Annotated in this window: 23 protein-coding genes; 9 read left to right on the top strand and 14 right to left on the bottom strand. The window is 67.2% G+C overall.

The genetic code is table 11. The features are described 5' to 3' along the window. Positions 1-58: 58 nt before the first annotated feature. The 3 genes from prfA to GY40_RS07865 all read right to left on the bottom strand — a co-directional run bounded on the left by prfA (position 59) and on the right by GY40_RS07865 (position 5,212). Positions 59-1,150: a peptide chain release factor 1 gene (gene prfA / locus GY40_RS07875; protein WP_038360673.1), complete on the bottom strand. Its 1,092-nt coding sequence runs from the start codon at positions 1,148-1,150 to the stop codon at positions 59-61. A gap of 52 nt (positions 1,151-1,202) precedes the next feature. Beyond that, positions 1,203-3,470, bottom strand: a complete 2,268-nt coding sequence (gene ptsP, locus GY40_RS07870; protein ID WP_038360671.1) for a phosphoenolpyruvate--protein phosphotransferase — start codon at positions 3,468-3,470, stop codon at positions 1,203-1,205. 185 nt (positions 3,471-3,655) lie between these two features. Further along, complete coding sequence (locus tag GY40_RS07865; protein WP_081925256.1) at positions 3,656-5,212, bottom strand: alpha,alpha-trehalose-phosphate synthase (UDP-forming); 1,557 nt, start codon at positions 5,210-5,212, stop codon at positions 3,656-3,658. 278 nt (positions 5,213-5,490) lie between these two features. Here GY40_RS07865 and otsB point away from each other — a divergent pair, with 278 nt between their 5' ends. Together otsB and GY40_RS07855 are read left to right on the top strand one after the other, a co-directional pair. Beyond that, positions 5,491-6,291 carry a trehalose-phosphatase gene (otsB, locus tag GY40_RS07860; protein ID WP_051987656.1) on the top strand — a complete coding sequence of 267 codons (801 nt, stop codon included), beginning with the start codon at positions 5,491-5,493 and terminating at the stop codon, positions 6,289-6,291. 132 nt (positions 6,292-6,423) lie between these two features. Continuing rightward, positions 6,424-8,265 (top strand): glycoside hydrolase family 15 protein, encoded by a 1,842-nt coding sequence (locus GY40_RS07855; RefSeq protein ID WP_038360668.1) that lies wholly within the window; start codon positions 6,424-6,426, stop codon positions 8,263-8,265. A gap of 21 nt (positions 8,266-8,286) precedes the next feature. On the opposite strand, the gene GY40_RS07850 is transcribed toward GY40_RS07855, so the two are convergent. After that, on the bottom strand, positions 8,287-8,508 hold the full coding sequence (locus tag GY40_RS07850) for a putative antibiotic biosynthesis monooxygenase (RefSeq protein WP_038360666.1): 222 nt from the start codon (positions 8,506-8,508) through the stop codon (positions 8,287-8,289). A gap of 97 nt (positions 8,509-8,605) precedes the next feature. On the opposite strand from GY40_RS07850, the gene GY40_RS07845 reads away from it, so the two are divergent. Continuing rightward, positions 8,606-9,187 carry a TetR/AcrR family transcriptional regulator gene (locus GY40_RS07845; protein ID WP_038360663.1) on the top strand — a complete coding sequence of 194 codons (582 nt, stop codon included), beginning with the start codon at positions 8,606-8,608 and terminating at the stop codon, positions 9,185-9,187. Positions 9,188-9,190: 3 nt separating this feature from the next. Here GY40_RS07845 and GY40_RS07840 read toward each other — a convergent pair whose 3' ends face one another. The 5 genes from GY40_RS07840 to GY40_RS07820 all read right to left on the bottom strand — a co-directional run bounded on the left by GY40_RS07840 (position 9,191) and on the right by GY40_RS07820 (position 13,284). After that, the gene (locus GY40_RS07840) at positions 9,191-10,399 is read right to left on the bottom strand and encodes a M20 family metallopeptidase (RefSeq protein ID WP_038360660.1); all 1,209 of its coding nucleotides are present in this window, start codon (positions 10,397-10,399) and stop codon (positions 9,191-9,193) included. Positions 10,400-10,526: 127 nt separating this feature from the next. Next, positions 10,527-11,453, bottom strand: coding sequence for a cation diffusion facilitator family transporter (locus GY40_RS07835; protein WP_038362191.1), 927 nt, complete (start codon positions 11,451-11,453; stop codon positions 10,527-10,529). An 85-nt stretch (positions 11,454-11,538) separates the two neighbouring features. After that, a complete protein-coding gene (locus tag GY40_RS07830; protein WP_038360657.1) occupies positions 11,539-12,078 on the bottom strand; it encodes a chromate transporter in 540 nt (179 codons plus the stop codon). Then, positions 12,078-12,641, bottom strand: coding sequence for a chromate transporter (locus GY40_RS07825; protein WP_038360655.1), 564 nt, complete (start codon positions 12,639-12,641; stop codon positions 12,078-12,080). The genes GY40_RS07830 and GY40_RS07825 overlap by 1 nt, the downstream gene beginning before the upstream one ends. Before the next feature lie 10 nt (positions 12,642-12,651). Then, positions 12,652-13,284 carry a LysE family translocator gene (locus tag GY40_RS07820; RefSeq protein WP_038360652.1) on the bottom strand — a complete coding sequence of 211 codons (633 nt, stop codon included), beginning with the start codon at positions 13,282-13,284 and terminating at the stop codon, positions 12,652-12,654. Between the two features lie 169 nt (positions 13,285-13,453). Here GY40_RS07820 and GY40_RS07815 point away from each other — a divergent pair, with 169 nt between their 5' ends. Further along, entirely contained in the window at positions 13,454-13,972 is a 519-nt protein-coding gene (locus GY40_RS07815; RefSeq protein ID WP_038360649.1) for a hypothetical protein, read from the top strand. 97 nt (positions 13,973-14,069) lie between these two features. Here GY40_RS07815 and GY40_RS07810 read toward each other — a convergent pair whose 3' ends face one another. The 3 genes from GY40_RS07810 to GY40_RS07800 form a co-directional block, all read right to left on the bottom strand. Next, positions 14,070-14,576: a DinB family protein gene (locus GY40_RS07810; RefSeq protein ID WP_038360646.1), complete on the bottom strand. Its 507-nt coding sequence runs from the start codon at positions 14,574-14,576 to the stop codon at positions 14,070-14,072. Positions 14,577-14,603: 27 nt separating this feature from the next. After that, positions 14,604-15,827 (bottom strand): NAD(P)/FAD-dependent oxidoreductase, encoded by a 1,224-nt coding sequence (locus GY40_RS07805; protein WP_038360643.1) that lies wholly within the window; start codon positions 15,825-15,827, stop codon positions 14,604-14,606. A gap of 90 nt (positions 15,828-15,917) precedes the next feature. Then, entirely contained in the window at positions 15,918-16,832 is a 915-nt protein-coding gene (locus GY40_RS07800; RefSeq protein ID WP_038360641.1) for a LysR family transcriptional regulator, read from the bottom strand. A gap of 161 nt (positions 16,833-16,993) precedes the next feature. Between GY40_RS07800 and GY40_RS07795 the strand changes: the two genes are divergently transcribed. The 5 genes from GY40_RS07795 (at position 16,994) to GY40_RS07775 (ending at position 23,695) form a co-directional block, all read left to right on the top strand. Then, on the top strand, positions 16,994-18,514 hold the full coding sequence (locus GY40_RS07795) for an L-piperidine-6-carboxylate dehydrogenase (protein ID WP_038360640.1): 1,521 nt from the start codon (positions 16,994-16,996) through the stop codon (positions 18,512-18,514). A 196-nt stretch (positions 18,515-18,710) separates the two neighbouring features. Continuing rightward, positions 18,711-19,907, top strand: a complete 1,197-nt coding sequence (locus GY40_RS07790; RefSeq protein WP_038360638.1) for an acyl-CoA dehydrogenase — start codon at positions 18,711-18,713, stop codon at positions 19,905-19,907. 142 nt (positions 19,908-20,049) lie between these two features. Next, complete coding sequence (locus tag GY40_RS07785; protein WP_038362189.1) at positions 20,050-21,240, top strand: CaiB/BaiF CoA transferase family protein; 1,191 nt, start codon at positions 20,050-20,052, stop codon at positions 21,238-21,240. Beyond that, positions 21,233-22,909: a thiamine pyrophosphate-binding protein gene (locus GY40_RS07780; protein WP_038360636.1), complete on the top strand. Its 1,677-nt coding sequence runs from the start codon at positions 21,233-21,235 to the stop codon at positions 22,907-22,909. The genes GY40_RS07785 and GY40_RS07780 overlap by 8 nt, the downstream gene beginning before the upstream one ends. A 258-nt stretch (positions 22,910-23,167) precedes the next feature. Continuing rightward, entirely contained in the window at positions 23,168-23,695 is a 528-nt protein-coding gene (locus GY40_RS07775) for a hypothetical protein (RefSeq protein ID WP_038360634.1), read from the top strand. 78 nt (positions 23,696-23,773) lie between these two features. Here GY40_RS07775 and GY40_RS07770 read toward each other — a convergent pair whose 3' ends face one another. Both GY40_RS07770 and GY40_RS07765 read right to left on the bottom strand, forming a co-directional pair. Continuing rightward, on the bottom strand, positions 23,774-24,400 hold the full coding sequence (locus GY40_RS07770) for a cytochrome b (RefSeq protein ID WP_038360632.1): 627 nt from the start codon (positions 24,398-24,400) through the stop codon (positions 23,774-23,776). Then, complete coding sequence (locus GY40_RS07765) at positions 24,397-24,960, bottom strand: YceI family protein (protein WP_038360630.1); 564 nt, start codon at positions 24,958-24,960, stop codon at positions 24,397-24,399. Before GY40_RS07765 ends, GY40_RS07770 begins: the two co-directional genes overlap by 4 nt. Positions 24,961-25,021: the final 61 nt, after the last annotated feature.

Here is a 25,021-nt window from a genome sequence, read left to right as displayed (position 1 = left end):
CCGTTTGCTGGTGTCGATGCATCAGCAACGCGAGAAGGAGAATTTGGTTTCATCGCCGTCATTTTCCGGCGATTCCTTCTTCCAGAAGCAGCTTCGCCTGATGCTCGGCCGTCAGCGCATCGATGATCTCGTCGAGCACGAGCCCCTGCATCATCTCGTCGAGCTTGTAGAGGGTCAGGTTGATGCGGTGGTCGGTGACGCGCCCCTGCGGGAAGTTGTAGGTGCGGATGCGCTCGGAGCGGTCGCCGGAGCCGACCTGCGAACGTCGATCGGCCGACCGTTCGGCATCGATGCGCATCCGCTCCATGTCGTAGAGCTTGGCCCGCAGCAATTCATAGGCGCGCGCCTTGTTCTTGTGCTGCGAGCGCTCATCCTGGACCAGGACTACGGTGTTCGTCGGGATATGGGTCAGGCGGACGGCGGATTCGGTCTTGTTGACGTGCTGGCCGCCGGCGCCGCCCGAGCGCAAGGTGTCGATGCGGATATCGGCCTCGTTGAGCGCGATGTCGACCTCGCTCGCCAGCGGCAGCGTGGCGACGGTCGCGGCGGAGGTGTGGATGCGCCCGCTCCCCTCGGTATCGGGCACGCGCTGCACGCGGTGGACGCCGGATTCGAATTTCAGCCGGGCATAGACGCCGCGGCCGTTGATCTCGGCGATGACCTCCTTGTAGCCGCCCATCGTGCCTTCGCTCTCCGACAGGATCTCGACGCTCCAGCCCTTCTGCGCGGCGTGGCGCTGGTACATGCGCAGCAGGTCGCCGGCGAAGAGCGACGCCTCGTCGCCGCCGGTCCCGGCGCGGATCTCGATGATGACGCCACGCTCGTCGGCCGCGTCCTTCGGCAGCAGCGCGATCAGGATCTCGCGGGAGCGCGTCTCGATCTCGGCACGGGCGGCATCGCGCTCCTCATAGGCGAGCTCGCGAAACTCGGGATCGGTCGCGGGGTCGGCGATCAGAGCCTCAGCCTCGGCCAGCGTCTCCTGAGCCTGGCGCCACGAGGCGATGGCGGCCACGACGGGATCGAGTTCCGACAGCTCCTTGGCAAGCTCGACCGTGCGCACCGGATCGGTGGTATGGTTGATCTCCTCGGTTGCGGCGGCGTGGCGAGCCACGATGCCGTCGAGACGATCCTGCGGAAGCTGTACGGACATGAGGGAACTCTGAAAACGATCTGAAAAGCGGGTCTCGCGGCGGGAAGCGACGCTAGACCGGCACCTTGAACTCGGAGGCGAAGGCCGCCAGCTGCGGGCGCAGATTGACCGCGCCTTCGGGTGAGGCGAGCATCCATTCGAGCCGCTCCCGGAGTTTGCCGGCATCGAGCCCGCGCAGCATCGCCTTGACCGGGCCGACCGAGGCCGCCGACATCGAGAAGGCGCGATAGCCCAGCCCGATCAACGCCATGGTCTCCAGCGGCTTGCCGCCCATCTCCCCGCAGACCGTGACCGGGCAACGCGCCTCGCTCGCCGCGTCGACGATGCTCCGCAAGGCGCGCAGGGCGCCCACGCTGAGCGGATCGAAGCGGTCGGCGACGCGCTTGTTCTCGCGGTCGGCGGCGAAGAGGAACTGCATCAGGTCGTTGGTGCCGATCGAGAGAAAATCCGCCTCGCGGGCGATCTCGGGCAATTCGAACAGCAGCGACGGCACCTCGACCATCACGCCAACGCGCAGATCACGCGGCGGCGCGACGCCCTGCTTCTCCAGCATGGCCTGCTCGCGGTGCAGGATCATGCGGGCCCGCCGGAATTCCTCGGTCGTCGCGACCATGGGCAGCATGATCTTGAGATCGCGGCCGGCGCCGGCCCGCAACATCGCGCGCAACTGCGCCCGCAGCAGCCGCGGCTTGTCGAGGCCGATGCGGATCGCGCGCCAGCCCAGCGCCGGGTTCTCCTCCTCGATCCGCTCCATATAGGGCAGCACCTTGTCGCCGCCGATATCGAGGGTGCGGAAGGTGACCGGGCGATGCTCGGCCGCATCGAGCACCGCGGCATAGAGCGCCTGCTGCTCGGCGGTGGTCGGCATGTGCTGCGCCACCATGAACTGCAATTCGGTGCGGAACAGCCCGATGCCGGAGGCGGCCGTCGCCGTGATGTTCGGCATGTCGACGATCAGCCCGGCATTGATCTGCAAGGTGATGCCGAGGCCGTCCCTGGTGACGGCCGGCATCTCCTTCAGCTTCTCGTATTGCTTCTGCTTGCGCGCCCTCAGCCGGGCCTTGTCCTTGTAGGCGTTCTCGACATCGGGCTGCGGGCGGATCTGCACCTCGCCGGCCTGGCCGTCGACGATGATGGCATCGCCGGCCTGGACCAGCGCCGTGGCGTTGACGACCTCGCCGACAGCGGGGATGCCGAGCGCGCGGGCGACGATGGCGATGTGGCTGGTCGGCCCGCCCTCCTCCAGCAGGAGCCCGCGCAGACGGGAGCGGTCATAGTCGAGCAGGGCCGCCGGCCCCATCGAGCGCGCCACGAGGATGGCGTTCTCCGGCAGGTCCTCGCGCGCGACGCCGTTGGCCTTGCCCGTCAATGTCCGCAGCAGGCGGTTGGCCAGATCGTCGAGATCGTGCAGGCGCTCGCGCAGATAGGGATCGGTCTGGCGCAGCATCTTGGCGCGGGTGTCGGACTGGACGCGCTCGACCGCCGCCTCGGCGGTGAGGCCGGTCAGCACCACCTCGCGCATGCGGCGCAGCCAGCCCTGGTCATGGGCGAACATGCGGAAGGTTTCGAGCACGTCGCGATGCTCGCCGGTATGGGCGACGTCGCCGCGCTCGATCAATTCGTCGATCGAGGCCCGCATCTCGCCGATCGCCGCCTCCAGCCGCGTCACCTCGGCGGCAGGGTTCTCGGCGATGAGGTTGCTGATCGCGACGCGCGGCTCGTGCATCACGGCATGGCCGAGGCCGACGCCATCCGCCAGCGAGACACCGACGCCATGGATCGGCCGGTCGAGGCCGATCGAGGCGCCGGGCGCGGCCAGCGACTTCAGCCCGCCGGCCGCGATCATCTCCGCCATGATCATGGCGGTGGTCTGCAGCGTCTCGATCTCCTCCTCGGAATAGATCCGAGAGGCGCGATTCTGGATGACGAGCACGCCCATCACGGCGCCGCCACGCAGGATCGGCACACCCAGGAAGGAGCGATAGACTTCTTCGCCCGTCTCGGGGCGGTAGGAGAAGGCCGGATGCGCCTGCGCATCCGACAGGGCCAGCGCTTCGGCCTCGCTCGCGATCAGGCCGACGAGGCCTTCGCCGGCCCGCATCGTGGTGAGGTGGACCGCCTCGCGATTGAGGCCTTCTGTGGCATAGAGCTCGAGGGAGCCGTCCTCGCGCAGGACGTAGACCGAGCAGACTTCGGCGACGAGATTGCCGGCGATCAGGACGACGAGCCTGTCCAGCCGCTCCTGCGGGCTGATCGACGCCGCCATGACCTCGCGGAGGCGGCGCAAAAGGACGCCCGGTCCTCCGAGAGCGCCTCGCATCGATCTCAGCCCTCCGCCGCCTCCTCAGCCATCGACGATACGATGCCTGTCCAGACCCTGAGTCGCCCACCCGGATCACTGCGCCTTCTAGCGACCAAAGGCCGCCTTCGGCAAGGGCCGGTTGCGCCGGGCGCGGCACGATCAGCGATTCAGGCCAGATTTTCGCGATCGGCCCGGCAGGCAAGTCAGCGGACGGGCGTGGAATGCCCCGCATCGCCCGGATGCGGGCTCGCCTTGTGCCCGGCGGCGACCGCCCGACTCTTCGTATCTGTACGCCCGGGAACAGCGGCCCCCTTGGCGCGGCTCGCGCGCCTCGTCGCCGAATCGCCCTTGGTCCTGGTCCCGGTCTTCCGGGGCGGCTCGACGGCGCCGGTGGACAGGGGCACGCCGGTGAGCGCTTCCAGATAGCGCCGCCGCCACCAGTCGATGTCGGTCGTCTCGATGACATGGTAGAGCTGCTCGAAGCGGCGGATGCGCTCGCTCTTCGGCATCGCCAACGCGGTGCGGATCGCCTCCGCCACCTCATGGGTGTCGTAGGGGTTGACGATCAGCGCCTCACCCATCTGCTGCGCGGCCCCGGCAAAGCGCGACAGCACCAGCACACCGGGATCCGCCGGGTCCTGCGCCGCGACATATTCCTTCGCGACGAGGTTCATGCCATCCCGCATCGGCGTGACCAGCCCGACCTGCGCGCGGCGATAGAAGCCGGCGAGCGCGGTGCGGGAATAGGCCTTCTTCACCACGCGGATCGGCGTCCAGTCGAATTCGCCGAGCTGGGCGTTGAGCCGCCCCGCCACCTCGTCGGACATCCGGTCGAGCTCGGCATATTCCGGCACGTCGCTGCGCGACGGCGGGGCGATCTGCAGCAGGCTGACATTGCCACGCTGCTCCGGATGGCTGCGCAGGAACTGGCCGAAGGCCTCCAGGCGCTGGACGATGCCCTTCGAGTAGTCGAGCCGGTCGACGCCGATCACCAGCTTGCGTTCGCCGAGCGATTCCCGCGTGGCCCTGAGCGGCGTCACCGCCCGGCGCACCGAGGCCGCGGCCAAGCGCCGGAACGCCTCGACATCGATGCCGATCGGGAAGGCCTGCATCAGGGTCTCGCGCGCGCCGAGGCGCACACGCCGCCCTTCCTGGCGAGCGCCGCACAAATCGACGAGGCCGCCGATCAGATTGCGAACGTCGAGCTCGGTCTGCATGCCGATGAGATCGTAGGCGGCGAGCGTCCGGACCAGCGTGGCGCTGAACGGCAGGGCGCCCAGCACATCGGCGGAAGGCCAGGGAATGTGATGGAAATAGCCGATCCGGTTGGTGACACCGCGCCGGCGCAGCTCCGCCGCCAGCGGAATCAGGTGGTAGTCGTGAATCCAGATGACGTCGTCCGGCTGGATCAGCCCGGCCAGTGCCCGGGCGAAGCGGCGGTTGACGCCGAGATAGCCCATATAGTCGCTGCGCTGGAACTCGGTCAGCCCGAGCCGGTAATGCATGATCGGCCAGAGCGCGCGGTTGGAGAAGCCGAGATAATAGCTTTGGCGTTCGGCCTCGGTCAGGTCGGTGACCGCGTAGGTCACGTTGCCGCGCTGGACCTGGCGGGTGTCCTCGCCGACTGCGCCGCTCCAGCCGAACCAGAGGCCGCCATATTTTTCGAGCGCCTCCCTCAGCGCGACCGCTAAGCCGCCCGCCGTCGCTTTTTCATGGCGATCGGGGATGGTGACGCGGTTGGAAACGACGACAAGACGCATGGGCGACGAGTTCTCCGAGGAAGGCCGCCCGATTTTTGCCATGGGCGGCAGGAACAGAACGCCGCGAAAGGCGTAATGTTTCCGAGGTGCAGGGCCGGCTGCGTGACGAAGCGATGGCGGCCTTGCGGTGAAATCGTGTCCTGCATGTTAAGCATCCAGTACAGCGGCACAACCCCAAGGACGATTTTTCGGCGGCGGCGCTCCGCAAATTGTGAAAGAAAGGATTAGCGGATCGACTGGCCGTTCTTCTGCCTCCTTCTCCGCTCAGATACAGAACGATGACGACCTTGATCGAACCCGAATCTATCCATGAAATCCGCGACATCGCTCAGACCGAGCAGCAGATCGCACTCTTTCTGGATTTCGACGGCACGCTCGTCGAGATCGCGCCTTCGCCGGAGGACGTGAAGCTCGACCGTCGCGTCGCGCCCGCGCTCGAGGCGCTGCGCCTCAAGCTCGGCGGCGCGCTGGCGCTGGTCTCCGGGCGCCCGATCGCGTTCCTCGACGAGATGCTGACTCCCTATCAGTTCGACATCGCCGGGTTGCATGGCGCCCAGATCCGGATGGGCGGCGCGCTTCGGGCGCAATCGGACGCGCCGGACAGCCTGCATGAAGCGCTGCGCGAGCTCGTCCGCTTCGCCAACAGCCATGTCGGCATCATCGTCGAGGACAAGCGGATCTCGGTGGCGCTGCACTGGCGGCTTGCCCCCACGCTCAAGGACGAGGCGCTCGACCTGATGCGCCGCACCGCCGCGAAGATGGGGCCGGGCGTGCGCCTGCAGGAAGGCAAGTCGGTCGCCGAGATCGTCCCTGCGAATGCCAGCAAGGGCGGCGCCATCGCCTGGCTGATGGCGACGCCGACCTATGCCGCGCGCCTGCCGATCTTCATCGGCGACGACATCACCGACGAGGACGGCTTCAAGACGGTGAACGCGATGGGTGGCCTGTCGGTGCGGATCGGCGCCGACCGCGAAAGCCACGCCATGCATCGCCTCGCCTCGCCGACGGCCTTGCACCGCATCCTTCTCGAAGCCGCCGAGAACGGCCACCTTTCCGCCGCCAGCTTCACCCAGGGCTGATCGGAGAATGTCCGCGTGTCCGAAGCGCGGACATTCTCCAGCTCTTCATTTCATTGCATTTTCTTCATGCGAACCGGTATCCGCGTCGCTTGAAAATGCTCTTGGACCGACCTGACGAGGACCGACCTGACCATGACCGTCACGACCACGGCCGCGGGGCAACACTCCGCCTCGCTCGACCTCGGTGTCATCGGCAACTGCTCGATCGCCGCGCTCATCGACCGGCGCGCCCGCATCGTCTGGGGCTGCTTCCCGCGTTTCGACCGCGATCCGGTCTTCTGCTCCCTGATCGACAACGAGGCGGACGATGGCGACGCGGAGCCGAAGAAGGGCTTCTTCGGCATCGAGCTCGTCGGCATGACGCGCTGCGAGCAGAGCTATCTCGACAACACCGCGATCCTCTCCTCCGTGCTGTCCGACGACCAGGGCAACGCCATCGAAATCCTCGATTTCGCGCCGCGCTTCGTGCGCTATGAGCGCTTCTTTCGGCCGCCGCAGATCGTGCGGCGGGTGCGGCGGGTGTCGGGACGGCCGCGCATCCGCGTCATGGTGAAGCCCTGCCTCGGCCTCGGCGAGCAGCCGGACGAGATCACGCGCGGTTCCAACCATGTCCGTTTCGTCGGCGCCGACCAGACCATCCGGCTGACGACGAACGCCCCGCTCTCCTATGTCGTGGAAGGCACGCCCTTCGCCGTCGACCAGGCCTATTCCTTCTTCATCGGCTCCGACGAGGCTCTGCGCGCCGAGATCGAGACCACGTCGCGCGAGTTCCTCGACAAGACCACCGACTACTGGCGCGACTGGGTGCGCTCGCTCTCGATCCCCTTCGAGTACCAGCGCGAAGTGATCCGGGCCGCGATCACGCTGAAGCTCTGCGCTTTTGAGGAAACCGGCGCCATCGTCGCGGCGCTGACGACCTCGATTCCCGAGGCCCCCGGCACCCAGCGCAACTGGGATTACCGCTATTGCTGGCTGCGCGACGCCTATTTCGTCGTGCATGCGCTGAACCGCCTCGGCACGACGCGCACGATGGAGGACTATCTCGGCTTCATCACCAACATCGTCGACTCGTTCTCGGAGAGCGGCGCGGAGCACCTGCCGCCGCTCTATCCGATCACGCGCGGCGGGACGCTGACGGAGTTCGAGGCAACCAGCCTCTCCGGCTATCGCGGACACCGGCCAGTACGCTTCGGCAATGGCGCGGCCGGGCAGATCCAGAACGACGGCTACGGTGCCGTGGTGCTGGCGGCGACGCATTCCTTCTTCGACCGGCGCCTGATCCAGCCCGGCAAGGATACGCTGTTCGAGCAGCTCGAACGCATGGGCGAGCTGGCGCTCTCCGTCTTCGACAAGCCTGATGCCGGCCCCTGGGAGCTGCGCGAGAAGGAAGCGGTGCACTCCTTCTCCAGCGTGATGTGCTGGGCGGCCTGCGATCGGCTGGCCCGCATCGCCGGCACGCTCGGCCGGGCCGACCGCAAGGAATACTGGAAGGGCGAGGCCAAGCGGCTCAAGGGCTTCATCGCCGAGCGGATCTGGAACGAGCAGAAGGGCCATTTCGTCTCGACCTTCGATGGCGAGGAGCTCGACGCGACACTGCTGCTCCTGGCCGAGCTCGGCTTCGTCAAGCCAGACGACGCCCGCTTCGTCGCCACCGTCGAAGCGATCGGACGCGATCTCACGCGCGGCGATCTCCTGCTGCGCTACGCCACGCAGGACGATTTCGGCTACATGCACACCGGCTTCCTGATCTGCGCCTTCTGGTATGTCGACGCACTGAACGCGATCGGACGCGGCGAGGAAGCCAAGGCGCTGTTCGAGCGCATCCTGCAGCGCCGCAACAGCTTCGGCCTGCTCTCCGAGGATGCCGACCTCAAGACCGGCGAGCTCTGGGGCAACTTCCCGCAGACCTATTCGATGGTCGGCATGATCAACTCGGCGATGCGGCTCAGCCGCAACTGGGAAGAGGCCTTCTGAGACGGCCCGCTCCCGGGACGGTCAGCGCGGCGCGCCGAAGCGAAAGGCGACCGGGATCACCCCATAGACCATCGCCAGCACCATGGGCGGCACGGCCAGCGCCGTGATGCCCAATGTGGGCCAGCCGGCAGTGAAGGGCGCCAGCACCGCCAGCACCAGATTGATGGCGGCATAGGCGCCGACGGTCGCGACGACCAGGAAGCGCAGGCGCGAGGCAAGGCGGGACGCAAAGGATGCGGTCATCGGCTTCTCCACATAACGGAACGTTTCGTTTCTATTGACCTTGAACTAAACGGGCCGTTTCGTTATGTCAAGAGGCCAAGCAGACGAGGTCAGACAGATGGAACCGAAGCCGAAGCGCCGTGCCTCGATCGGCGCCCGGCGTAGCCCGGAGACGGAAGCTGCCGTCAAGGCGGCTGCACGGGAACTGCTGGCGGAAAAGGGCTATGCCGGCTTCTCGATCGAGGAGGTCGCGCGCCGCGCCGGGGCCGGCAAGCCGACGATCTATCGCTGGTGGCCGAACAAGGCCGAGCTGTTCATCGCGATCTACGGTGTCGAGAAGGACGCCGCCATCCCGGTGCCGGATACCGGGTCGCTGCGCGAAGACCTGCTGCGCTACACCAGGGATCTCTGGCGCTTCTGGCGCGAGGATGCGGCAGGGCGCGTCTTCCGCGGGCTGATCGCCGAAGCACAGACCAGCGAGACGGCACTCGCCGCACTGCGCTTCAAGTTCATGCCGGAACGCCTCGCCTCGCCGCGCAGGATGTTCGTGCGCGCGGCAGAGCGGGGAGATATCGCGGCCGACGAAATCGACGACCGGCTCGAACTCTGGGTCGGCTTCAACTGGCTGCACGTGCTGACCGACCGGCTGAGCGAGGACGAGCCCTCGCTCAGCCGTAAGATCAATCTGCTCTGCCGCTGAGCCTCACTCCACCTTCGCCGCAGCCCGCATCACCGCGAGCGCCAGCACCTGCGCCGCCGGCACGAGGCTTTCGACCTCGAGGAACTCGTCCGGCGTATGCGCCATGCCGCCGATCGGCCCGACGCTGCACAGCGTCGGAGTGCCTTGCGCGGCGGTAAAGCCGGAATCGGCGCAGCCGCCGGTGAATTCCGCGGTGACGCCGATGCCGAAGGCGGCCGCCGCCTCGCGATAGGTGTCGTAGAGCGCAGCCGATTCCGAGGAGCGCTCCAGCGGCAGGAACTCGCCCTTGATCGAGAGCACGGCGCTGGTGCCGGCAACCTCCGGCGCTTCGATGATCGCCTTGATCTTGCCGACCATCTCGTCGCGCTGGGCGGCGGTGACGTAGCGCAGGTCGATCTCGCACCAGGCACTCGGAGCGATGGTGTTGACGGTCTGGCCGCCGCCGATCAGGCCGACATTGACGGTGACGCCCTTCTCCAGATCGGTGAGGCCCTGGAGCTTCGGGATCTTGTGGCCGAGATCGACGATGGCCGAGGCGCCTTTCTCGTAATTGGCGCCGGAATGGGCGGGCTTGCCGGTGAACTCGGCCCGCATGAAGACGCCGCCCTTGCGGCCGCTGGTGACCGACTGCTTGTGGTCCCTGGCGAAATCGGTACCGGCCGGCAGGCGGCTGGGCTCGGCATTGAAGACGCAGCGCGACTCGCGTGCGGCAGCCTCGATCACCGGCCGCGAGGATGGCGAGCCGATCTCCTCGTCGCTGGTCGTCAGCATCAGCAGAGGCGCGGCGAGCCCGCCCAATTCGGCGAAGGCGGCAGCCACGAAGGCCTCGATGACGAGGCCGCCCTTCATGTCGGCGACGCCCGGCCCATAGGCGCGCGCGCCCTTGATGGTGAAGGGGCGGCGCGTCGGCTCGCCCTGCGGAAAGACGGTGTCGCGATGGCCGAGCAGCAGGACGGGGCGCTGGTCATTGGCCGTCGGGTTGGGCAGGCGCGCCTTGACGGCATCGCCGAAGCGGCTGTCCGGCACGATCTCGACATCGAGCCCGTTGGCCTGATGGAAGCGGGCGATCACCTGCCCGGCCCGGTCGACGCCGGCCTTGTCGTAGGAGCCAGAGTCGGTGTCGACGAGCTCGCGCAGCAGCGCGACCATGCCTTCCTTGCGGCTCGCCAGCCACTCGGTGACCTTCTTCTCTTCGGGGCTCAAGACGCTCATCGACTCACTCGCAATCGTTCCGAACGGGACAATGCCGGCAGCTTATCGGCTCAGCCGCCCGCGGCAACGGCAAACCGCGGCGGAGAGCCCCTTCATGCGGCGCATGCCGGGACCGCCCGGCCGCCGATCAATCGGCCCATTCGGGGTCGGTCGTGAAAGCGATGGTGAGCCAGCGGTCGGGCGTGTCGTCGCCGATCGCCTCGCCGACCTCGTCGCGAATGCGATCCCACTCCTCCAGCTTCTGCGCCGCTCCGCCCTTCGGCACGATGAAGAAGAGCTCGATCTGCCTGCCCCTGCCGACGCGCGCGACATAGGAGCGGTAGGAGGCGAAGCCGTAACGGCGGACGAAATCCTCTGCGACGGCATCGACATGCTGCTTCAGGTCGGACGGGGTCACGAGCAGGATGTCGGCGAAGGCCTGCTTGATCGTGCCAATCGGAACGGGAATCACCGCGATGCAGACCAGAGCCAGCGCCACCGGATCGACATAGGGCAGCATCCAGGCGAGCTTCGTGCCCTGGATCGCATAGCCGAAGCCGAAGGCGACGAGCAGCGCGCCGCTCAAGGCACCGGACATCAGCCAGGCCTTGGCATCGAGCGCGACGAAATTCGACTGAAGGGTGCGGTTGGCCCGCGCGCCGTAGATCGCCATGGCGAAGGCGATCAGCATCGTCAGCGCCGCATAGATGATGGCGTAGTCGAAGGCGAGAAGCCGACCGCCGGCCATGATGCTGCCGATGGCATTGATCAGGGCGTAGATCGCCGCCCCGGTCAGCAGGACGCCATTGAGGCCGAGCACCATCGGCTCCAGATGCCAGAAGCCCATGGTGAAATGCTTGACCAGCTTGCTGCCGGCGGCTCCGTCCGCCGTCGAGGAGACGATCAGGGTCGAGACCAGCAGCGCGACGATCGTCATGATCGCGTCGGTCAGGGCGTAGACGCCGTCGAAGACGATCGCGAAGGAACCGGAGAGAAGGCCGAAGACGATGCCTGCGGCCGCCAGCAGGAATGTGACGGCGATCGAGAGGCGCAGAACGCTTTGCTCGGTCTTCACGACAAGCCCCTTCTCCCGGCCCATCTGTACCACGCCCAGGCTGCCGCACGCCATTTGGCGCCCTGGCGGCAATCGGCCTGCCCGATCAGACGAAGCCGAGCGCCCAGGCGGTGGCGTAGACGACCGTGCCCGCCGCCATCGGGACGAGCGGGTTCACCTTGGACCGGTAGGTGACGATCGCGGTCGCGGCGGTGACCGCATAACCGAAGACACCGGCATCGGCCGCGATTGCCGCGACAAGGCCGCTCGCCAGCATGAGGCCGAGCGCAATCGGCACCAGCGCCAGCGTGACGATCCTGACGATGCGATTGTCGCGATAGCGCTGCAGGCCGCGGCTGCAGACGAAGGTCAACACGGACGATGGCAGCAGGATCGCAAGGGTCGCGACGAGCAGGCCCGTCGTCCCGGCCATGTGCCAGCCGACGACGCTCGCCAGCATGACGTTCGGCCCCGGCGCCGCCTGCGCGATGGCGAAGAGCCGGGCGAAGGTCGGCGCATCCATCCAGGCGAGGACATCGACGAGCTGGCGGTGGATCTCCGGCACCACCGCATTGGCGCCGCCGATCGCCATCAGCGAGATCGCGCCGAAGGTGATGGCGAGCTGGCCGAGGACACCGCGCTCCATCAGACCCGCCTCGCGCTCAACGATGCCGCGACCAGGCCGAGCGGCACCAGCACCAGCAGGGCCGGCAGCATCGGCAGCCTGAGAATACCGACGGCGAGAAAGGCGGCAGCGGCCATGATCCAGGCCCAGCGGGCAAGCCCGGCGCGGGTGAGGAGCCGGGCGGCGGTGCCGAGGATGAGCCCGGCCGCGCTTGCCGCCGCCCCGGTCAGGGCGATCTGCGCCAGCGGATGGTTCGAAACCGCGTCGTAGATGTTCGCGATGGCGACGAGCACCAGCAGCGGCATGGCCATCAGGGCGACGAGGCAGGTCAGGGCGCCGATCGGTCCCCGGAAGCGATCCCCCAGCATCACGGCCACGTTGACCGTGTTCGCGCCTGGAAGCGCCTGGCAGATGCCCATCAACTCGGCATAGCCGCGATCGTCGAGCCAGCCGCGTTCGGCGACGATGATATGGCGCGCAATGGGGCCGACGCCGCCGAAGCCCATCAGCCCGATCTTGAGGAAGCCCGTGAAGAGCGCCGGCAATCCCGGCCGTAGAGCGGACGTGGACGCGCTTGCGGACATGCAGCCCTCGTCAGCGGCGCGCTTCCATCGCCATGCGCAGGGCGAAACCGGCCAGCACCGTGCCCATCAGCCAGCGCTGCACCAGCGACCAGAAGGGCCGCGTCCGCAGGAATAGTGCGATGCTGCCCGCCGCCGTCGCGATCAGGGCGTTGACGCTGCCGCTGATGGCGATCTGGATGAAACCGAGCACCATGGACTGGCCGAGGACATCGCCCGCGGCCGGGTCGATGAATTGCGGCAGCAGCGCGAGATAGAACATCGCGATCTTCGGATTGAGCAGGCTGGTCAGGAAGCCCATAGCGAAGAGCTTGCGAGGGCCGTCATGCGGCAGGTCGCGGACATGGAAGGGCGAGCGGCCACCGGGGCGCACCGCCTGCCAGGCAAGCCAGAGCAGATAGGCGGCGCCGCCGAGCCTCAGCGCGTCATAGGCATAGGGTACGGCGAAGAGCAGGGCCGTGATGCCGAAGGCCGCGCAGAACATGTAGACGAAGAAGCCGAGGATGACGCCGCCGAGCGAAATCAGCCCCGCCGCCCTACCCTGCGCGATCGAGCGCGAGATCAGGTAGATCATGTTGGGGCCTGGGGTCAGCACCATGCCGAGCGCGATCAGGGCGAAGGTCAAGAGTGTGGTCGTCTCGGGCATGGGCGGGCGCTCCGGCGGGGTCCAGCGCTTGGAGCATGGATCGCGAGAGCCAGCAATCGCCGCGGCTGCCGGAGCGGCCATGCACGCTTTCGATACCCCGGAAGCCCCCCGCGACGGAACCGGCGGGGCTTGCCGCCCGTTGTCGCCCGCAAGCGGATTGGGGGAAGACATGACGCTGTTCAGCCGGCTGCTCTACACCATCATCGCCTTCGCGCTGCTCGGCGCCGCGATCATTCTGATCGGCGTCGCCGTCTGGCGCACCGCGCATGGCTTCTGGACCGGCGATGGCGGTCTCGACACGATGCTCGACGCGATCGGTCTCATCATCATCGCGGTCGCCGTCTCCGATGTCGGCAAGTTCCTGTTCGAGGAGGAGGTGGTGGCCGACCGCGAGATGCGCCACCCTGCCGAGGCGCGGGGATCGCTGACCAAGTTCATGTCGATCATCATCGTGGCGCTGGCGCTGGAAGCGCTGGTGCTGATCGCCAAGACCACCCGCGAGACGCTGAGCGAGATCGTCTATCCCGGCCTTGTGATGCTGCTCGCGATCTTCGCGCTGGTCGGCCTCGGCCTGTTCCAGAAACTCAGCCAGCATGCGACGGCTTCGGTTCCGCCCGATCATGAGGAGCGGGACGAGCGGTCGAAGCAGCGTGCAATGACGCCCCTTTCAGCGGAGAAAGCCGGCTGAGACCAAGGCGGATGGCCGGGCCAAAAAGTGCGCACCGTGCTTATGCCATAGGGGCGCCGCACAACCGCGCCTCTTCATCGACCTGTCGCCGCGCCGCCTAGCGTGCTTCGTCGACCAGAAGGAGATCGGTGTCCTCCGGCCTGGCTCCGGCGGCCGTCAGCATCGCATGGATCTGGCCGCGATGGTGGGTCTGGTGGTTGAACATATGGGCGATGACGAAGGCACGCGGCTTGCCGATCTCACGGCCCGCGCGACCGAAGTACCAGATCAGCGTGCCGCGCAGCCAATCAGCCTCGACCGCATCCGCCCAGGCGAGGATGGCAGCGTCCCGTTCGCGGCGCCGGGCGCAGAATGCGCTCCAGTCATCGACATAGATCACGGAGTCGCGGCCGCTGATCGGCGGCTTGGCGGAACCTGTCAGGCGGCTGAGCCAGGTCTCATCGCCCCAAAGGAGATGATTGAAGGTGCCGTGGATCGACTTGAAGAAGGCGCCGCGGTCTAGCCGGCGCTCCGCGTCGGTCAACCCATCGGCAGCGGCCATCAGGCTCTCGTTCTGCCAGGCATTGTAGCGGGCCATGGTCCGGACGAAGGCGGGATCGACCATCGCGGCCTCCTTCTCAGGCGATCTTGCTCAGATGATGTTGGCCTCGGCGAGGGGCCTGCCGGCAACGATGCGCTCATGGCCGAGATCGGCAAGATCGAGCGAGCGATAACGGCCATGCGCGATGTGCTCGGCGATGCCGCGCCCCACGGCCGGGGATTGCTGCAGGCCATGGCCGGAGAAGCCATTGGCGAGATAGAGGTTCGGCATTCCGACCGCCGGGCCGACAATGGCGTTATGGTCGAGCCCGCACATGTCGTAGGGGCCGGCCCAGGCACGGCCGGGCTTGATCTGCTCGAAGGCCGGGATGCGATGGGCCAGCGGCGCCCAGACCGCCTCCTCGAAGAAGGGCCAGTCGACATCCTCCACGCCCGGATCGGTTTCGACCCATTCGACATCCTGCTCGGGCGTCAGCGGCGAGCAGCTGCCGATGAAGAGTTGCCCTTCGGCCGTGCGCTGACCTTCCGGCCGGCACCAGGCGCCGTTCGTGTCGATCAGGAGCGGACAATTCCCGACATCGCCCTTGCAGGTGAAGGTGAAGACATAGCGCTTCATCGACTTCACGGGGATCGCGATGCCTGCCGTCGCCGCCAGCCTGGCGCCATGGGTGCCGCTGGCATTGACCACCGCGCCGCAGGCGATGCGGCTGCCATCGGCGAGCTCGACGCCGGTGACGCGACCGCCCTCCGTGAGATAGCTGATGACCTCGCCCTGGCGGTATTCGATGCCGAGGCTGCGCGCCTTCTTGCGAAAGGCTTGCAGCAAGGCCCAGCCGTCGAACCAGCCCTCGCCGCTGACGCCATAGGTGCCGCAGGCGAGGTCGGAGGTGTTCAGCCAGGGGAATTTGCTGCGCAGCATTTCTGCAGCATAAAGCGCGATATCGGCGCCTTCCTGCTGCTGAAGCTTTTGATTGGCTTCGAGAATCCCTTTACCCTCCTCGCCGGCGAGATAGAGGTATCCGCCCTCGTGGAGATCGATCGCCGGCACCTCGCCATCGACCGAGAGATGGGTGCCGATGTTGCGCAAAAACGCGATGCCGTAGAGCGAGACGCGGATGTTCACCGCGCTTGAGAATTGCTGGCGGATCGAGGCGGCCGAGAGCGCCGAGGCGGAGTAGCGGTAGGTCGGGTCCTTCTCGACGACGATGACCTTGCCGGAGAAGCCGGGATCGGCTGCAAGATGATAGGCGACTGAGGAGCCGATCGCGGCACCGCCGCAAATCACGACATCGGCGGTCTCGGAGACGGACGGCATGGCGGGCCTCGCGCGACGACTCCGCAGGGAGCCGGGTTGGTGAATTCCGCGCATGAATGACGTGGCTGGAAGCGCTTGTCGAGAGGGGCGCTATCCCACAGGCGCGCACTCCGCCAACAGCCAGTCGCGGAAAGCGGTGACGGCCGGCAGGTTCGCCTTCTCCTCGGGATAGACCAGATAATAGCCTTCCTGCCCGATCAACGAACGGTCGATCGGGATGACGAGCGCGCCCGAGCGCAACTCCTCCTCGACGAGGAAGCGCGGCACGATGGCGAGCCCGAGCCCCGCCACAGCCGCCTGCGAGACCATGGCGAACTGCTCGAAGCGCGGTCCCACCAGCGCGCGCTGGGGCGGCAGGCCCTGCTGCTCCAGCCAATTGGCCCAGGCGCGCGGCCGCGTCGATTGCTGCAGCAGCGGCGCCTTCAGCATGTCGGCCGGCTCGGCGATCCCGAAGCGGGCGACGAGAGCGGGCGAGGCGACCGGCACGATCTCCTCCCCCATCAACCGGTGCAGCCGCGCCCCCGGCCAGACCGGATCCCCGAAATGGACGGCGGCGTCGAGCGGCTCGCGGCTGAAATCGAAGGGCACGAGCTTGGTGGCGAAGTTGATGGTGATGCCGGGATGGGCTTCGGTGAAGCGCGGCAGGCGCGGGATCAGCCAGCGCGTGCCGAAGGTCGGCAGGATGGCGAGGTTGAGCACGCCGGCCGCGCCCCGGAAGGCCATGGCGGATACGGTGGCGGCGGCGAGCCGCGACAGCCCTTCGCGAACCTCCGCGGCATAGGCCGCGCCGGCGGCGGTGAGGCTGACGCGCTTCTTGACGCGCTCGAACAGGCTGACGCCGAGAGCCCCTTCGAGCTGGGCCACCTGCCGGCTGACGGCGCCTTGCGTCAGGCTCAGCTCCTCGGCGGCACGGGTGAAGCTGCCATGCCGGGCCGCCGCCTCGAAGGCAGCGAGCGCTGAGAGCGAGGGCACCGACAGGCGGCCGGGAATGAGGACATCATCCATGACTAGAACTCACCAAGTGGTGAGAACATATCGATTGCCCCAAGGATAAGAAAGAGGGCATTCTCCCGGCCTCAAGCGCGGCGCCTTGGGTTTCCGCGCCCCTCTGCCATGCGCCCCGGGGCCTCTCCCCTGCGGCGCTGCGACCGTTTTGGAAGACAAAGATGGCCACATCCCTGCCGAAAGACACGCTCGCCCTGCTCAAGCGCCTCGGCGTCTCCGAGAGCGCCTATGCGGATGCCGGCCTGTCGGCGCGCTCGCCGATCACCGGCGAAACCGTCGTGACCCTGCGCGAGACCTCTCCGGCCGAGGCCGAGGCCGCGATCGGTCGGGCCCAATCCGCCTATCTCGCCTGGCGCAAGGTGCCGGCGCCGCGCCGCGGCGAGTTCGTCCGCCTGCTCGGCGAAGAGCTGCGCGCCGCCAAGGCCGATCTCGGCCTGCTGGTGACGCTCGAAGCCGGCAAGGTCACCTCCGAGGGCCTCGGCGAGGTCCAGGAGATGATCGACATCTGCGACTTCGCCGTCGGCCTCTCGCGCCAGCTCTACGGCCTGACCATCGCGACCGAGCGCCCGAACCATCGCATGATGGAGACCTGGCATCCGATCGGCGTCGTCGGCGTGATCTCGGCCTTCAACTTCCCGGTGGCGGTCTGGTCCTGGAACGCGGCGCTCGCCTTCGTCTGCGGCGACAGCGTCGTCTGGAAGCCCTCCGAGAAGACCCCGCTGACCGCGCTCGCCGTGCAAGCCATCGTCGAGAAGACGATGAAGCGCTTCGGCCCCGAGGCCCCGATCGGCCTCTCCGAGATCCTGATCGGCGGCCGCGAGCTCGGCGACATCCTGGTCCAGGATCACCGCGTTCCGGTCGTCTCGGCCACCGGCTCGACCCGCATGGGCAAGGAAGTCGGCCAGAAGCTCGCCGCGCGCTTCGCCCGCGCCATCCTGGAGCTCGGCGGCAACAATGCCGCGATCGTCGCTCCCTCGGCCGATCTCGACATTGCGCTGCGCGGCATCGCCTTCGCGGCGATGGGCACCGCCGGCCAGCGCTGCACCACGCTGCGCCGCCTGATCGTGCATGAAAGCGTCTATGATGCGCTCGTGCCGAAGCTCGCCAAGGTCTATGCCAGCGTGAAGATCGGCGATCCCCGCGAGGCCGGTGTTCTGGTCGGCCCGCTGGTCGACGAGGCCGCCTATCAGGGCATGCAGAAGGCGCTCTCCGAGGCCAAGGCCGAGGGCGGCAAGGTCCATGGCGGCGAGAAGGTCGACGTTGGCAATGGGGGCTTCTATGTCCGTCCGGCGCTGGTCGAGATGCCCAGGCAGTGCGGCCCGGTCGAGCGCGAGACCTTCGCCCCGATCCTCTATGTGATGAAGTACAAGTCCATCGACGAGGCGATCGCGATCCAGAACGCGGTCGGCGCCGGCCTGTCCTCCTCGATCTTCACGCTGAACATGCGCGAGGCCGAGCTCTTCGTCTCGGACGAGGGTTCCGATTGCGGCATCGCCAACGTCAATATCGGCCCCTCGGGCGCCGAGATCGGCGGGGCGTTCGGCGGCGAGAAGGAGACTGGCGGCGGCCGCGAGGCGGGCTCCGACGCCTGGAAGGCCTATATGCGCCGCGCCACCAACACCGTGAACTACGGCACCACGCTGCCGCTGGCGCAGGGCGTCAGCTTCGACGTGGATGCGTGATCGGTCGATAGGAAACACCGCCGTCATTCCGGGGCGCCGCGTGAGCGGCGAGCCCGGAACCCAGAACCGATGCCCTCATCAAGAGGGACGAACCCGATCCACTTATCTGGATTCTGTTCCGCGGCTCTGGATTCCGGGCTCTTCGCTCCGCGAAGCCCCGGAATGACGGTTCTGGAATCTGAGGGAGACGAAAACCATGGCCGGCAGCCACAAGCTCGCGAAGTTCACCTGGGACGATGCCTATCTGCTCGACGAGCAGCTGAACGAGGACGAGCGGCTGATCCGCGACACGGCCCGCGCCTATGCGCAGGAGAAGCTCCAGCCGCGCGTGAACGAAGCCTATCTCGACGAGAAGACCGACCGCTCGATCTTCAACGAAATGGGCGAGCTCGGCCTGCTCGGCGTCACCGTCCCCGAGGAGTATGGCTGCGCCGGCGCCAACTACGTCTCCTACGGGCTCGTCGCCCGCGAGGTCGAGCGCATCGACTCGGGCTACCGCTCGATGATGTCGGTGCAGTCCTCACTCGTGATGTACCCAATCTATGCCTATGGCAGCGAAGAGCAGCGCAAGAAGTACCTGCCGAAGCTGGGCTCGGGCGAATGGGTCGGCTGCTTCGGCCTGACCGAGCCGGATGCCGGCTCCGATCCCGGCGGCATGAAGACCCGCGCCGAGAAGGTCGCCGACGGCTACAAGCTGACGGGATCGAAGATGTGGATCTCGAACTCGCCGATCGCCGACGTCTTCGTCGTCTGGGCGAAATCATCAGCGCATGACAACCAGATCCGCGGCTTCATCCTCGAGAAGGGCATGAAGGGCCTGTCCGCGCCGAAGATCGGCGGCAAGCTCTCGCTCCGCGCCTCGATCACCGGCGAAGTCGTGATGGACGGCGTCATCGTTCCCGAAGAGAACCTGCTGCCGAACGTCTCGGGCCTGTCGGGACCGTTCGGCTGCCTCAACCGCGCCCGCTACGGCATCTCCTGGGGCGTGATGGGCGCCGCCGAGGATTGCTTCCACCGCGCCCGCCAGTACGGGCTCGACCGCAAGCAGTTCAACAAGCCGCTCGCCCAGACGCAGCTCTACCAGAAGAAGCTCGCGGACATGCTGACCGAGATCACGCTCGGCCTGCAGGGCTCGCTTCGCGTCGGGCGCCTGCTCGACGAGGGCAAGATGGCCCCGGAGATGATCAGCCTCGTCAAGCGCAACAATTGCGGCAAGGCGCTCGACATCGCCCGCCAGGCCCGCGACATGCATGGCGGCAACGGCATCCAGATCGAGTATCAGGTGATGCGCCACGCCGCGAACCTCGAGACGGTGAACACCTATGAGGGCACGCATGACGTCCACGCGCTGATCCTTGGCCGGGCGATCACCGGCCTGCAGGCGTTCTTCTGAGCCCTTCCGCCCCCCTCCGCGTCATCCCGGGCGACCGCAGGTCGACCCGGGATCCATTCCGGAACATCGCCGATCGGCGGTCAGGCATGGATCCCGGGTCTGCGCTTCGCTCCGGCCGGGATGACGGCGCGGACATACGATGATGTCTCAATCCCCTCCCCTCGCCGGCCTGCGCGTCCTCGAACTGGCGCGCATCCTCGCAGGTCCCTGGATCGGCCAGTTGTTGGCCGATCTCGGCGCCGATGTCGTCAAGGTCGAGGCACCCGAGGGCGACGACACCCGCAAATGGGGCCCGCCCTTCGTCGAGGGTGCCGAGGGCGAGAACCTCTCGGCCGCCTATTTCCACTCGGCCAATCGCGGCAAGCGCTCGATCACGGCCGATTTCCGCACGGCGGAAGGGCAGGCGCTGGTCAAGCGGCTCGCCGCCCATGCCGATGTGGTGGTCGAGAATTTCAAGGTCGGCGGCCTCGAAAAATACGGGCTCGACGCCGCTTCGCTCCGCAAGGAATTCCCGCGCCTCGTCTATTGCTCCGTCACCGGCTTCGGGCAGGACGGCCCTTATGCGCCGCGCGCCGGCTACGACTTCCTCGTCCAGGGCATGGGCGGGCCGATGTCGGTCACCGGCGAGCCCGCGGGCGCGCCGATGAAGGCGGGCTATGCCGTCGCCGACATCTTCACCGGCCTCTATGCCTCCAACGGCATCCTCGCGGCGCTGCGCCGTCGCGACCTCACCGGCGAGGGCGCGACGCTCGACATGGCGCTGCTCGACACGCAGATCGCCGTGCTCGGCAACCAGGCGATGAACTATCTGGTCGGCGGCCAGCCCCCGGCGCGGCTCGGCAACGCCCATCCCAACATCGTCCCCTATGACGTGTTTCCGGTCGCGGACGGCCACATCATCATCGCCACCGGCAATGACGGGCAATGGCGCAAGCTCTGCGAGGTTCTGGGCGAACCGACGCTGGCCGAGGAGCCCGACTACATCGACAACCGCTCGCGGGTGAAGAACCGCGTCGCTCTGACCGAGCGTTTGCACCGGCTTTGCCAGCGTTATGCCAAGCTCGACCTGCTGGCGGCGCTGGAGAAGGTCGGCGTCCCGGCCGGACCGATCAACGACATCGGCGAAGTCTTCGCCGATCCACAAGTGATCGCGCGCGGCGTCAAGGTCGATCTGCCGAGCGCAGCCGCGAAGGCAGGCCATATTCCAACCGTCGCCTCGCCCATCGTCATGGATGGCGTGCGGCAAGTGGCTGAGCGCACGAGCCCACGGCTCGGCGAGCATGCCGACGAGATTCTGAACGATCCGGCCTGGGGAGGGCCGCAGCATGGCTAATCGTACTGGCGGGCAGATCCTCGTCGACCAGCTCATCCTCCACGGCGCCACAGACGCCTTCTGCGTGCCGGGCGAGAGCTATCTCGCCGTGCTCGACGCGCTGCACGACGCCTCGATGAAGGTCACCATCTGCCGGGCCGAGGGCGGCGCCTGCATGATGGCCGAGGCCGCCGGCAAGCTGACCGGCAAGCCCGGCATCTGCTTCGTCACGCGCGGTCCCGGCGCCACCAACGCCTCGCCCGGCGTCCATATCGCCGATCAGGATTCGACGCCGCTCATCCTCTTCGTCGGCCAGATCGACCAGAGCATGCGTGAGCGCGAGGCCTTCCAGGAGCTCGACTACCGCGCCGTCTTCGGCACCATGACGAAATGGGCGACCGAGATCGACGATGCCGCGCGCATCCCCGAGATCATCAGCCGCGCCTTCCATGTCGCGACCTCGGGCCGCCCCGGCCCGGTGGTGATCGCCCTGCCCGAGAACATGCTGACCGACATCGCCGATGTCGCCGACGCCGAGCCCTATCAGGTGACGGAAACGCACCCCTCCCTGACCCAGACCATCGAATTGCAGAAGCGGCTCTGGGCGGCGAAGAAGCCGATCGCGATTCTCGGCGGCTCGCGCTGGAATCCGCAGGCGATCGAGCGCTTCCAGCGCTTCGCCGAGCGCTTCGACCTGCCCGTCGCGGTTTCCTTCCGCCGGCAGATGCTGTTCCCGGCCGATCATCCGAACTTCGCCGGCGATCTCGGCATCGGCCCGAACCCGAAGCTGCTCGCCCGCATCAAGGAGAGCGACCTCGTCCTGCTCGTCGGCGGCCGGCTCTCGGAGATGCCGAGCCAGTCCTATACGCTGTTCGGCATTCCCAATCCCGGACGCCCGCTCGTCCATGTCCATCCGGACCCGGAGGAGCTCGGCCGCGTCTACCGGCCGACGCAGGCGATCAACGCCACGCCCACCGCCTTCTGCGCGGCGCTCGAGACCGTGCATCCGCCGCAGACGATCCCCTGGGCCGGCGCGGCTGCCGAAGCGCATGAGGCCTATCTCGCCTGGAGCGAGCAGCCGGCGCCCGTCGCGGGAGCTTTCCATCCCGGCGAGATGGTGCGCTGGCTGCGGAGCCGCCTGCCCGACGACGCGATCCTGTGCAACGGCGCCGGCAACTATGCGACCTGGGTGCACCGCTTCCATCGCTTCAACAAGTTCGCGACGCAGCTCGCCCCGACTTCGGGCTCGATGGGCTATGGCGTCCCGGCGGCGATCGGCGCCAAGCGGATCTTCCCGGAGCGGACCGTCGTCGCCTTCGCCGGCGATGGCTGCTTCCTGATGAACGGGCAGGATTTCGCCACCGCCGTGCAATACGACCTGCCCGTCATCGTCGTGGTGGTCGATAACGGCATGTACGGCACAATCCGCATGCATCAGGAACGGGAATATCCCGGCCGCGTCTCCGCGACCACGCTGAAGAACCCCGATTTCGCCGCCTATGCCAAGGCCTTCGGCGGCCATGGCGAGCGCGTCGAGAAAACCGAGGACTTCGCCGCCGCCTTCGAGCGCGCCGTCGCCTCGGGCAAGCCGGCGATCATCCACTGCCTGCTCGACCCCGAGGCGATCACCCCGGCGAAGTCGCTCTCGACCATCCGGGCGGAGGCGTTCGCGGCGCAGGGCAAGGCCTGAGATGAAACGGCGGCATCGTGACGATGCCGCTGTTCCTCCGGATCCGCAGGCCGCGGCCCGCCACGCGATGCGGGCCGCTCCTGGCGGCGATACCCGGGCAAGTTGAACCGGCGCGGAGCACGCAACCGCGGCCGGGAGAGATTCAAAGCGACCGGATCAGGTAACCTCCGCTTAAGCGCGCGTGTGCCGCGCATCAGCCATGTCATTGAATTTTCGCGTAGATGGGCTAACTTCCTCTCGGGGGAAAGGCTACCGCTCATGGCGTTTCGCGCGATCTCGCTTGCCGGCCTGGCTACGATTCTGAGTATCACCGCCTTGCCGGCCCATGCCGCCGGGTTTTTCGACGATCTCGCGCGAGCCTTTTTGGGAGCCCCTCCACGGCCCCAGGCCGTGGAGCCGTACAACCCGCTCAGCGTCACAGTGAAGCCGCGGCGGCAGAAGAGCGTTCGCGCCAAGGCAGCACCGGTCGAGGCTCGGTCGACACCGAAACCACCGGTGGTGCAGCTCGATCCCTCGAGCGACCCGTACTGGTATCTCAAGGATCCCACGATGCGGCGCGGCGATATCGTGGTGACCGATCGCGGCGTGCTTGTCTACCAAGGCAGGAACGCGGACGCGATGCGCCGGTCCGATTTCGCCGGCCTCGGCAGCGGCGATGCGAAGAGCTGGAAACGGAAGCTGCAAGCCGCCGCCGCCGGCGCGCGCACCATGTTCAGCCCCGGAGCGACCAAAGTAAGAACCATGACGGCGGAAACCGTCGAGGAACTCAAGATCGTCGAACCCTAGACATCATACAGATCTGGAAGCTGTCGGGCATGCCGATCAGGGAGAGGCAACCTGATCGGCAATGGGTCCCAGGCGCCGTTACGACCAGCGCCGGCCGAACCACATCCGGCCGAGCAGGCCGTCGCGCCAGAGCACCATATGGACGGCAACCGCCGCCACATGCACGACGCCGAGCCCGATGAGGATATTGCCGAACTGGTCGTGCAGCCACAGCATCCGCCGGTAGACGGCCGGGTCGGGTCCGATCGGATGCGGCACCGGAAACAGCCCGAAATAGAGCGTGGGTATCTGGATCGGCGCCGCCGCCGCCATCAGCAGGCCGGTGACCGGCAAGGCGATGATGCAGAGATAGAGCGCGGCATGGACGAGCGATGCGGCGCCGCGCAGCCAGGGATTGTCGTTCTCCGGGCCGGGCTGGCGCAGGGCGACGCGCAGGACGAGCCGCAGCAGGACGAAGGCCGCGACCGTCAGCCCGACCGATTTATGGAGCTGGTAGAGCTCGAAGCGCGAGAGAAGGTCGCGCTTCTCGTCCAGCATGGGGCCGGAAACCCAGAACTGAAACAGGATCAGCAGGAAGGTCAGCCAGTGCAAGGCGACGCTGGCCGGATGCCAGCGCACCGGCTCGCCCGGCGCTCCCTTCGCCGCGTTGTCTCCACGCGAACCGGTATCCACCTCGCTCGAAAATGCTTCGGGCTTCGCATTCATCGCGCCAGCCGGCCCTGGATCTCGATGTCGATCTGGTCGTCGACGATGTTGACGTCCCGGCCGATATCGTAGGTCGGCCGCAGGAAGCTGCCGCTGGCCCGGAAGGGCAAGGCTTCGCCGCGCCGGGCCTTGCCGATATCGCCGTTTATCATGGCGCGGACGGTGAAGGGATGGGTCATGCCCTTGATGGTGAGCCGGCCCCGAATTTCGAGGTCGTGCTCGCCCGTCCGCGTCACGCTGTCCGAGACGAAGGTCGCGGTGGGGTAAGCCGCGCTGTCCAGCATGCTCGCCCCGGCAATGAAGCCGTCGACCAGCGGCGAGCCCGCCTTGATCGAGCCCGTTTCCAGCGTGACCCGGATGCGGCTTTTCTCGGGATGGTCGAAATCGATCGAGAAGGTGCCGTCATAGCGCTCGAAGCGGCCATTGGTGACGACCGTGCCGAAGCGGTGGCCGATGAAGCTGATCTGCGTCGCCGCGCGGTCGAAATTCCAGCTCGACTGGGCCTGGGCCGGCAGGCCGAACAGGAGGGCGCCCAAGGCGAAAACAGCTGGCTTGATCATGACGCACCGGAGGCGGCTTGCGAGAATCGCGAAGTATCGTCTTTTCCATGGAAAAAACGTG

It is taken from the genome of Allobosea sp. UNC402CLCol (assembly GCF_000745475.1).
Lineage (GTDB): Bacteria > Pseudomonadota > Alphaproteobacteria > Rhizobiales > Beijerinckiaceae > Allobosea > Allobosea spartocytisi.
The sequence above is the reverse complement of the archived record's forward strand: the minus strand, read 5'-3'. Positions and strand labels throughout refer to the sequence as shown.

What these genes read in the sequence shown, in the direction of transcription:
- GY40_RS07845 (WP_038360663.1), top strand. Translation starts at nt 8,606, where the DNA reads ATGGAACCGAAGCCGAAGCGCCGTGCCTCGATCGGCGCCCGGCGTAGC.
- GY40_RS07790 (WP_038360638.1), top strand. Translation starts at nt 18,711, where the DNA reads ATGGCCGGCAGCCACAAGCTCGCGAAGTTCACCTGGGACGATGCCTAT.
- GY40_RS07825 (WP_038360655.1), bottom strand. Translation starts at nt 12,641, where the DNA reads ATGTCCGCAAGCGCGTCCACGTCCGCTCTACGGCCGGGATTGCCGGCG.
- GY40_RS07765 (WP_038360630.1), bottom strand. Translation starts at nt 24,960, where the DNA reads ATGATCAAGCCAGCTGTTTTCGCCTTGGGCGCCCTCCTGTTCGGCCTG.
- GY40_RS07775 (WP_038360634.1), top strand. Translation starts at nt 23,168, where the DNA reads ATGGCGTTTCGCGCGATCTCGCTTGCCGGCCTGGCTACGATTCTGAGT.
- GY40_RS07815 (WP_038360649.1), top strand. Translation starts at nt 13,454, where the DNA reads ATGACGCTGTTCAGCCGGCTGCTCTACACCATCATCGCCTTCGCGCTG.
- GY40_RS07785 (WP_038362189.1), top strand. Translation starts at nt 20,050, where the DNA reads ATGTCTCAATCCCCTCCCCTCGCCGGCCTGCGCGTCCTCGAACTGGCG.
- GY40_RS07800 (WP_038360641.1), bottom strand. Translation starts at nt 16,832, where the DNA reads ATGGATGATGTCCTCATTCCCGGCCGCCTGTCGGTGCCCTCGCTCTCA.
- GY40_RS07855 (WP_038360668.1), top strand. Translation starts at nt 6,424, where the DNA reads ATGACCGTCACGACCACGGCCGCGGGGCAACACTCCGCCTCGCTCGAC.
- GY40_RS07850 (WP_038360666.1), bottom strand. Translation starts at nt 8,508, where the DNA reads ATGACCGCATCCTTTGCGTCCCGCCTTGCCTCGCGCCTGCGCTTCCTG.
- GY40_RS07810 (WP_038360646.1), bottom strand. Translation starts at nt 14,576, where the DNA reads ATGGTCGATCCCGCCTTCGTCCGGACCATGGCCCGCTACAATGCCTGG.
- ptsP (WP_038360671.1), bottom strand. Translation starts at nt 3,470, where the DNA reads ATGCGAGGCGCTCTCGGAGGACCGGGCGTCCTTTTGCGCCGCCTCCGC.
- GY40_RS07795 (WP_038360640.1), top strand. Translation starts at nt 16,994, where the DNA reads ATGGCCACATCCCTGCCGAAAGACACGCTCGCCCTGCTCAAGCGCCTC.
- otsB (WP_051987656.1), top strand. Translation starts at nt 5,491, where the DNA reads ATGACGACCTTGATCGAACCCGAATCTATCCATGAAATCCGCGACATC.
- GY40_RS07840 (WP_038360660.1), bottom strand. Translation starts at nt 10,399, where the DNA reads ATGAGCGTCTTGAGCCCCGAAGAGAAGAAGGTCACCGAGTGGCTGGCG.
- prfA (WP_038360673.1), bottom strand. Translation starts at nt 1,150, where the DNA reads ATGTCCGTACAGCTTCCGCAGGATCGTCTCGACGGCATCGTGGCTCGC.
- GY40_RS07820 (WP_038360652.1), bottom strand. Translation starts at nt 13,284, where the DNA reads ATGCCCGAGACGACCACACTCTTGACCTTCGCCCTGATCGCGCTCGGC.
- GY40_RS07805 (WP_038360643.1), bottom strand. Translation starts at nt 15,827, where the DNA reads ATGCCGTCCGTCTCCGAGACCGCCGATGTCGTGATTTGCGGCGGTGCC.
- GY40_RS07865 (WP_081925256.1), bottom strand. Translation starts at nt 5,212, where the DNA reads ATGCGTCTTGTCGTCGTTTCCAACCGCGTCACCATCCCCGATCGCCAT.
- GY40_RS07780 (WP_038360636.1), top strand. Translation starts at nt 21,233, where the DNA reads ATGGCTAATCGTACTGGCGGGCAGATCCTCGTCGACCAGCTCATCCTC.
- GY40_RS07830 (WP_038360657.1), bottom strand. Translation starts at nt 12,078, where the DNA reads ATGGAGCGCGGTGTCCTCGGCCAGCTCGCCATCACCTTCGGCGCGATC.
- GY40_RS07770 (WP_038360632.1), bottom strand. Translation starts at nt 24,400, where the DNA reads ATGAATGCGAAGCCCGAAGCATTTTCGAGCGAGGTGGATACCGGTTCG.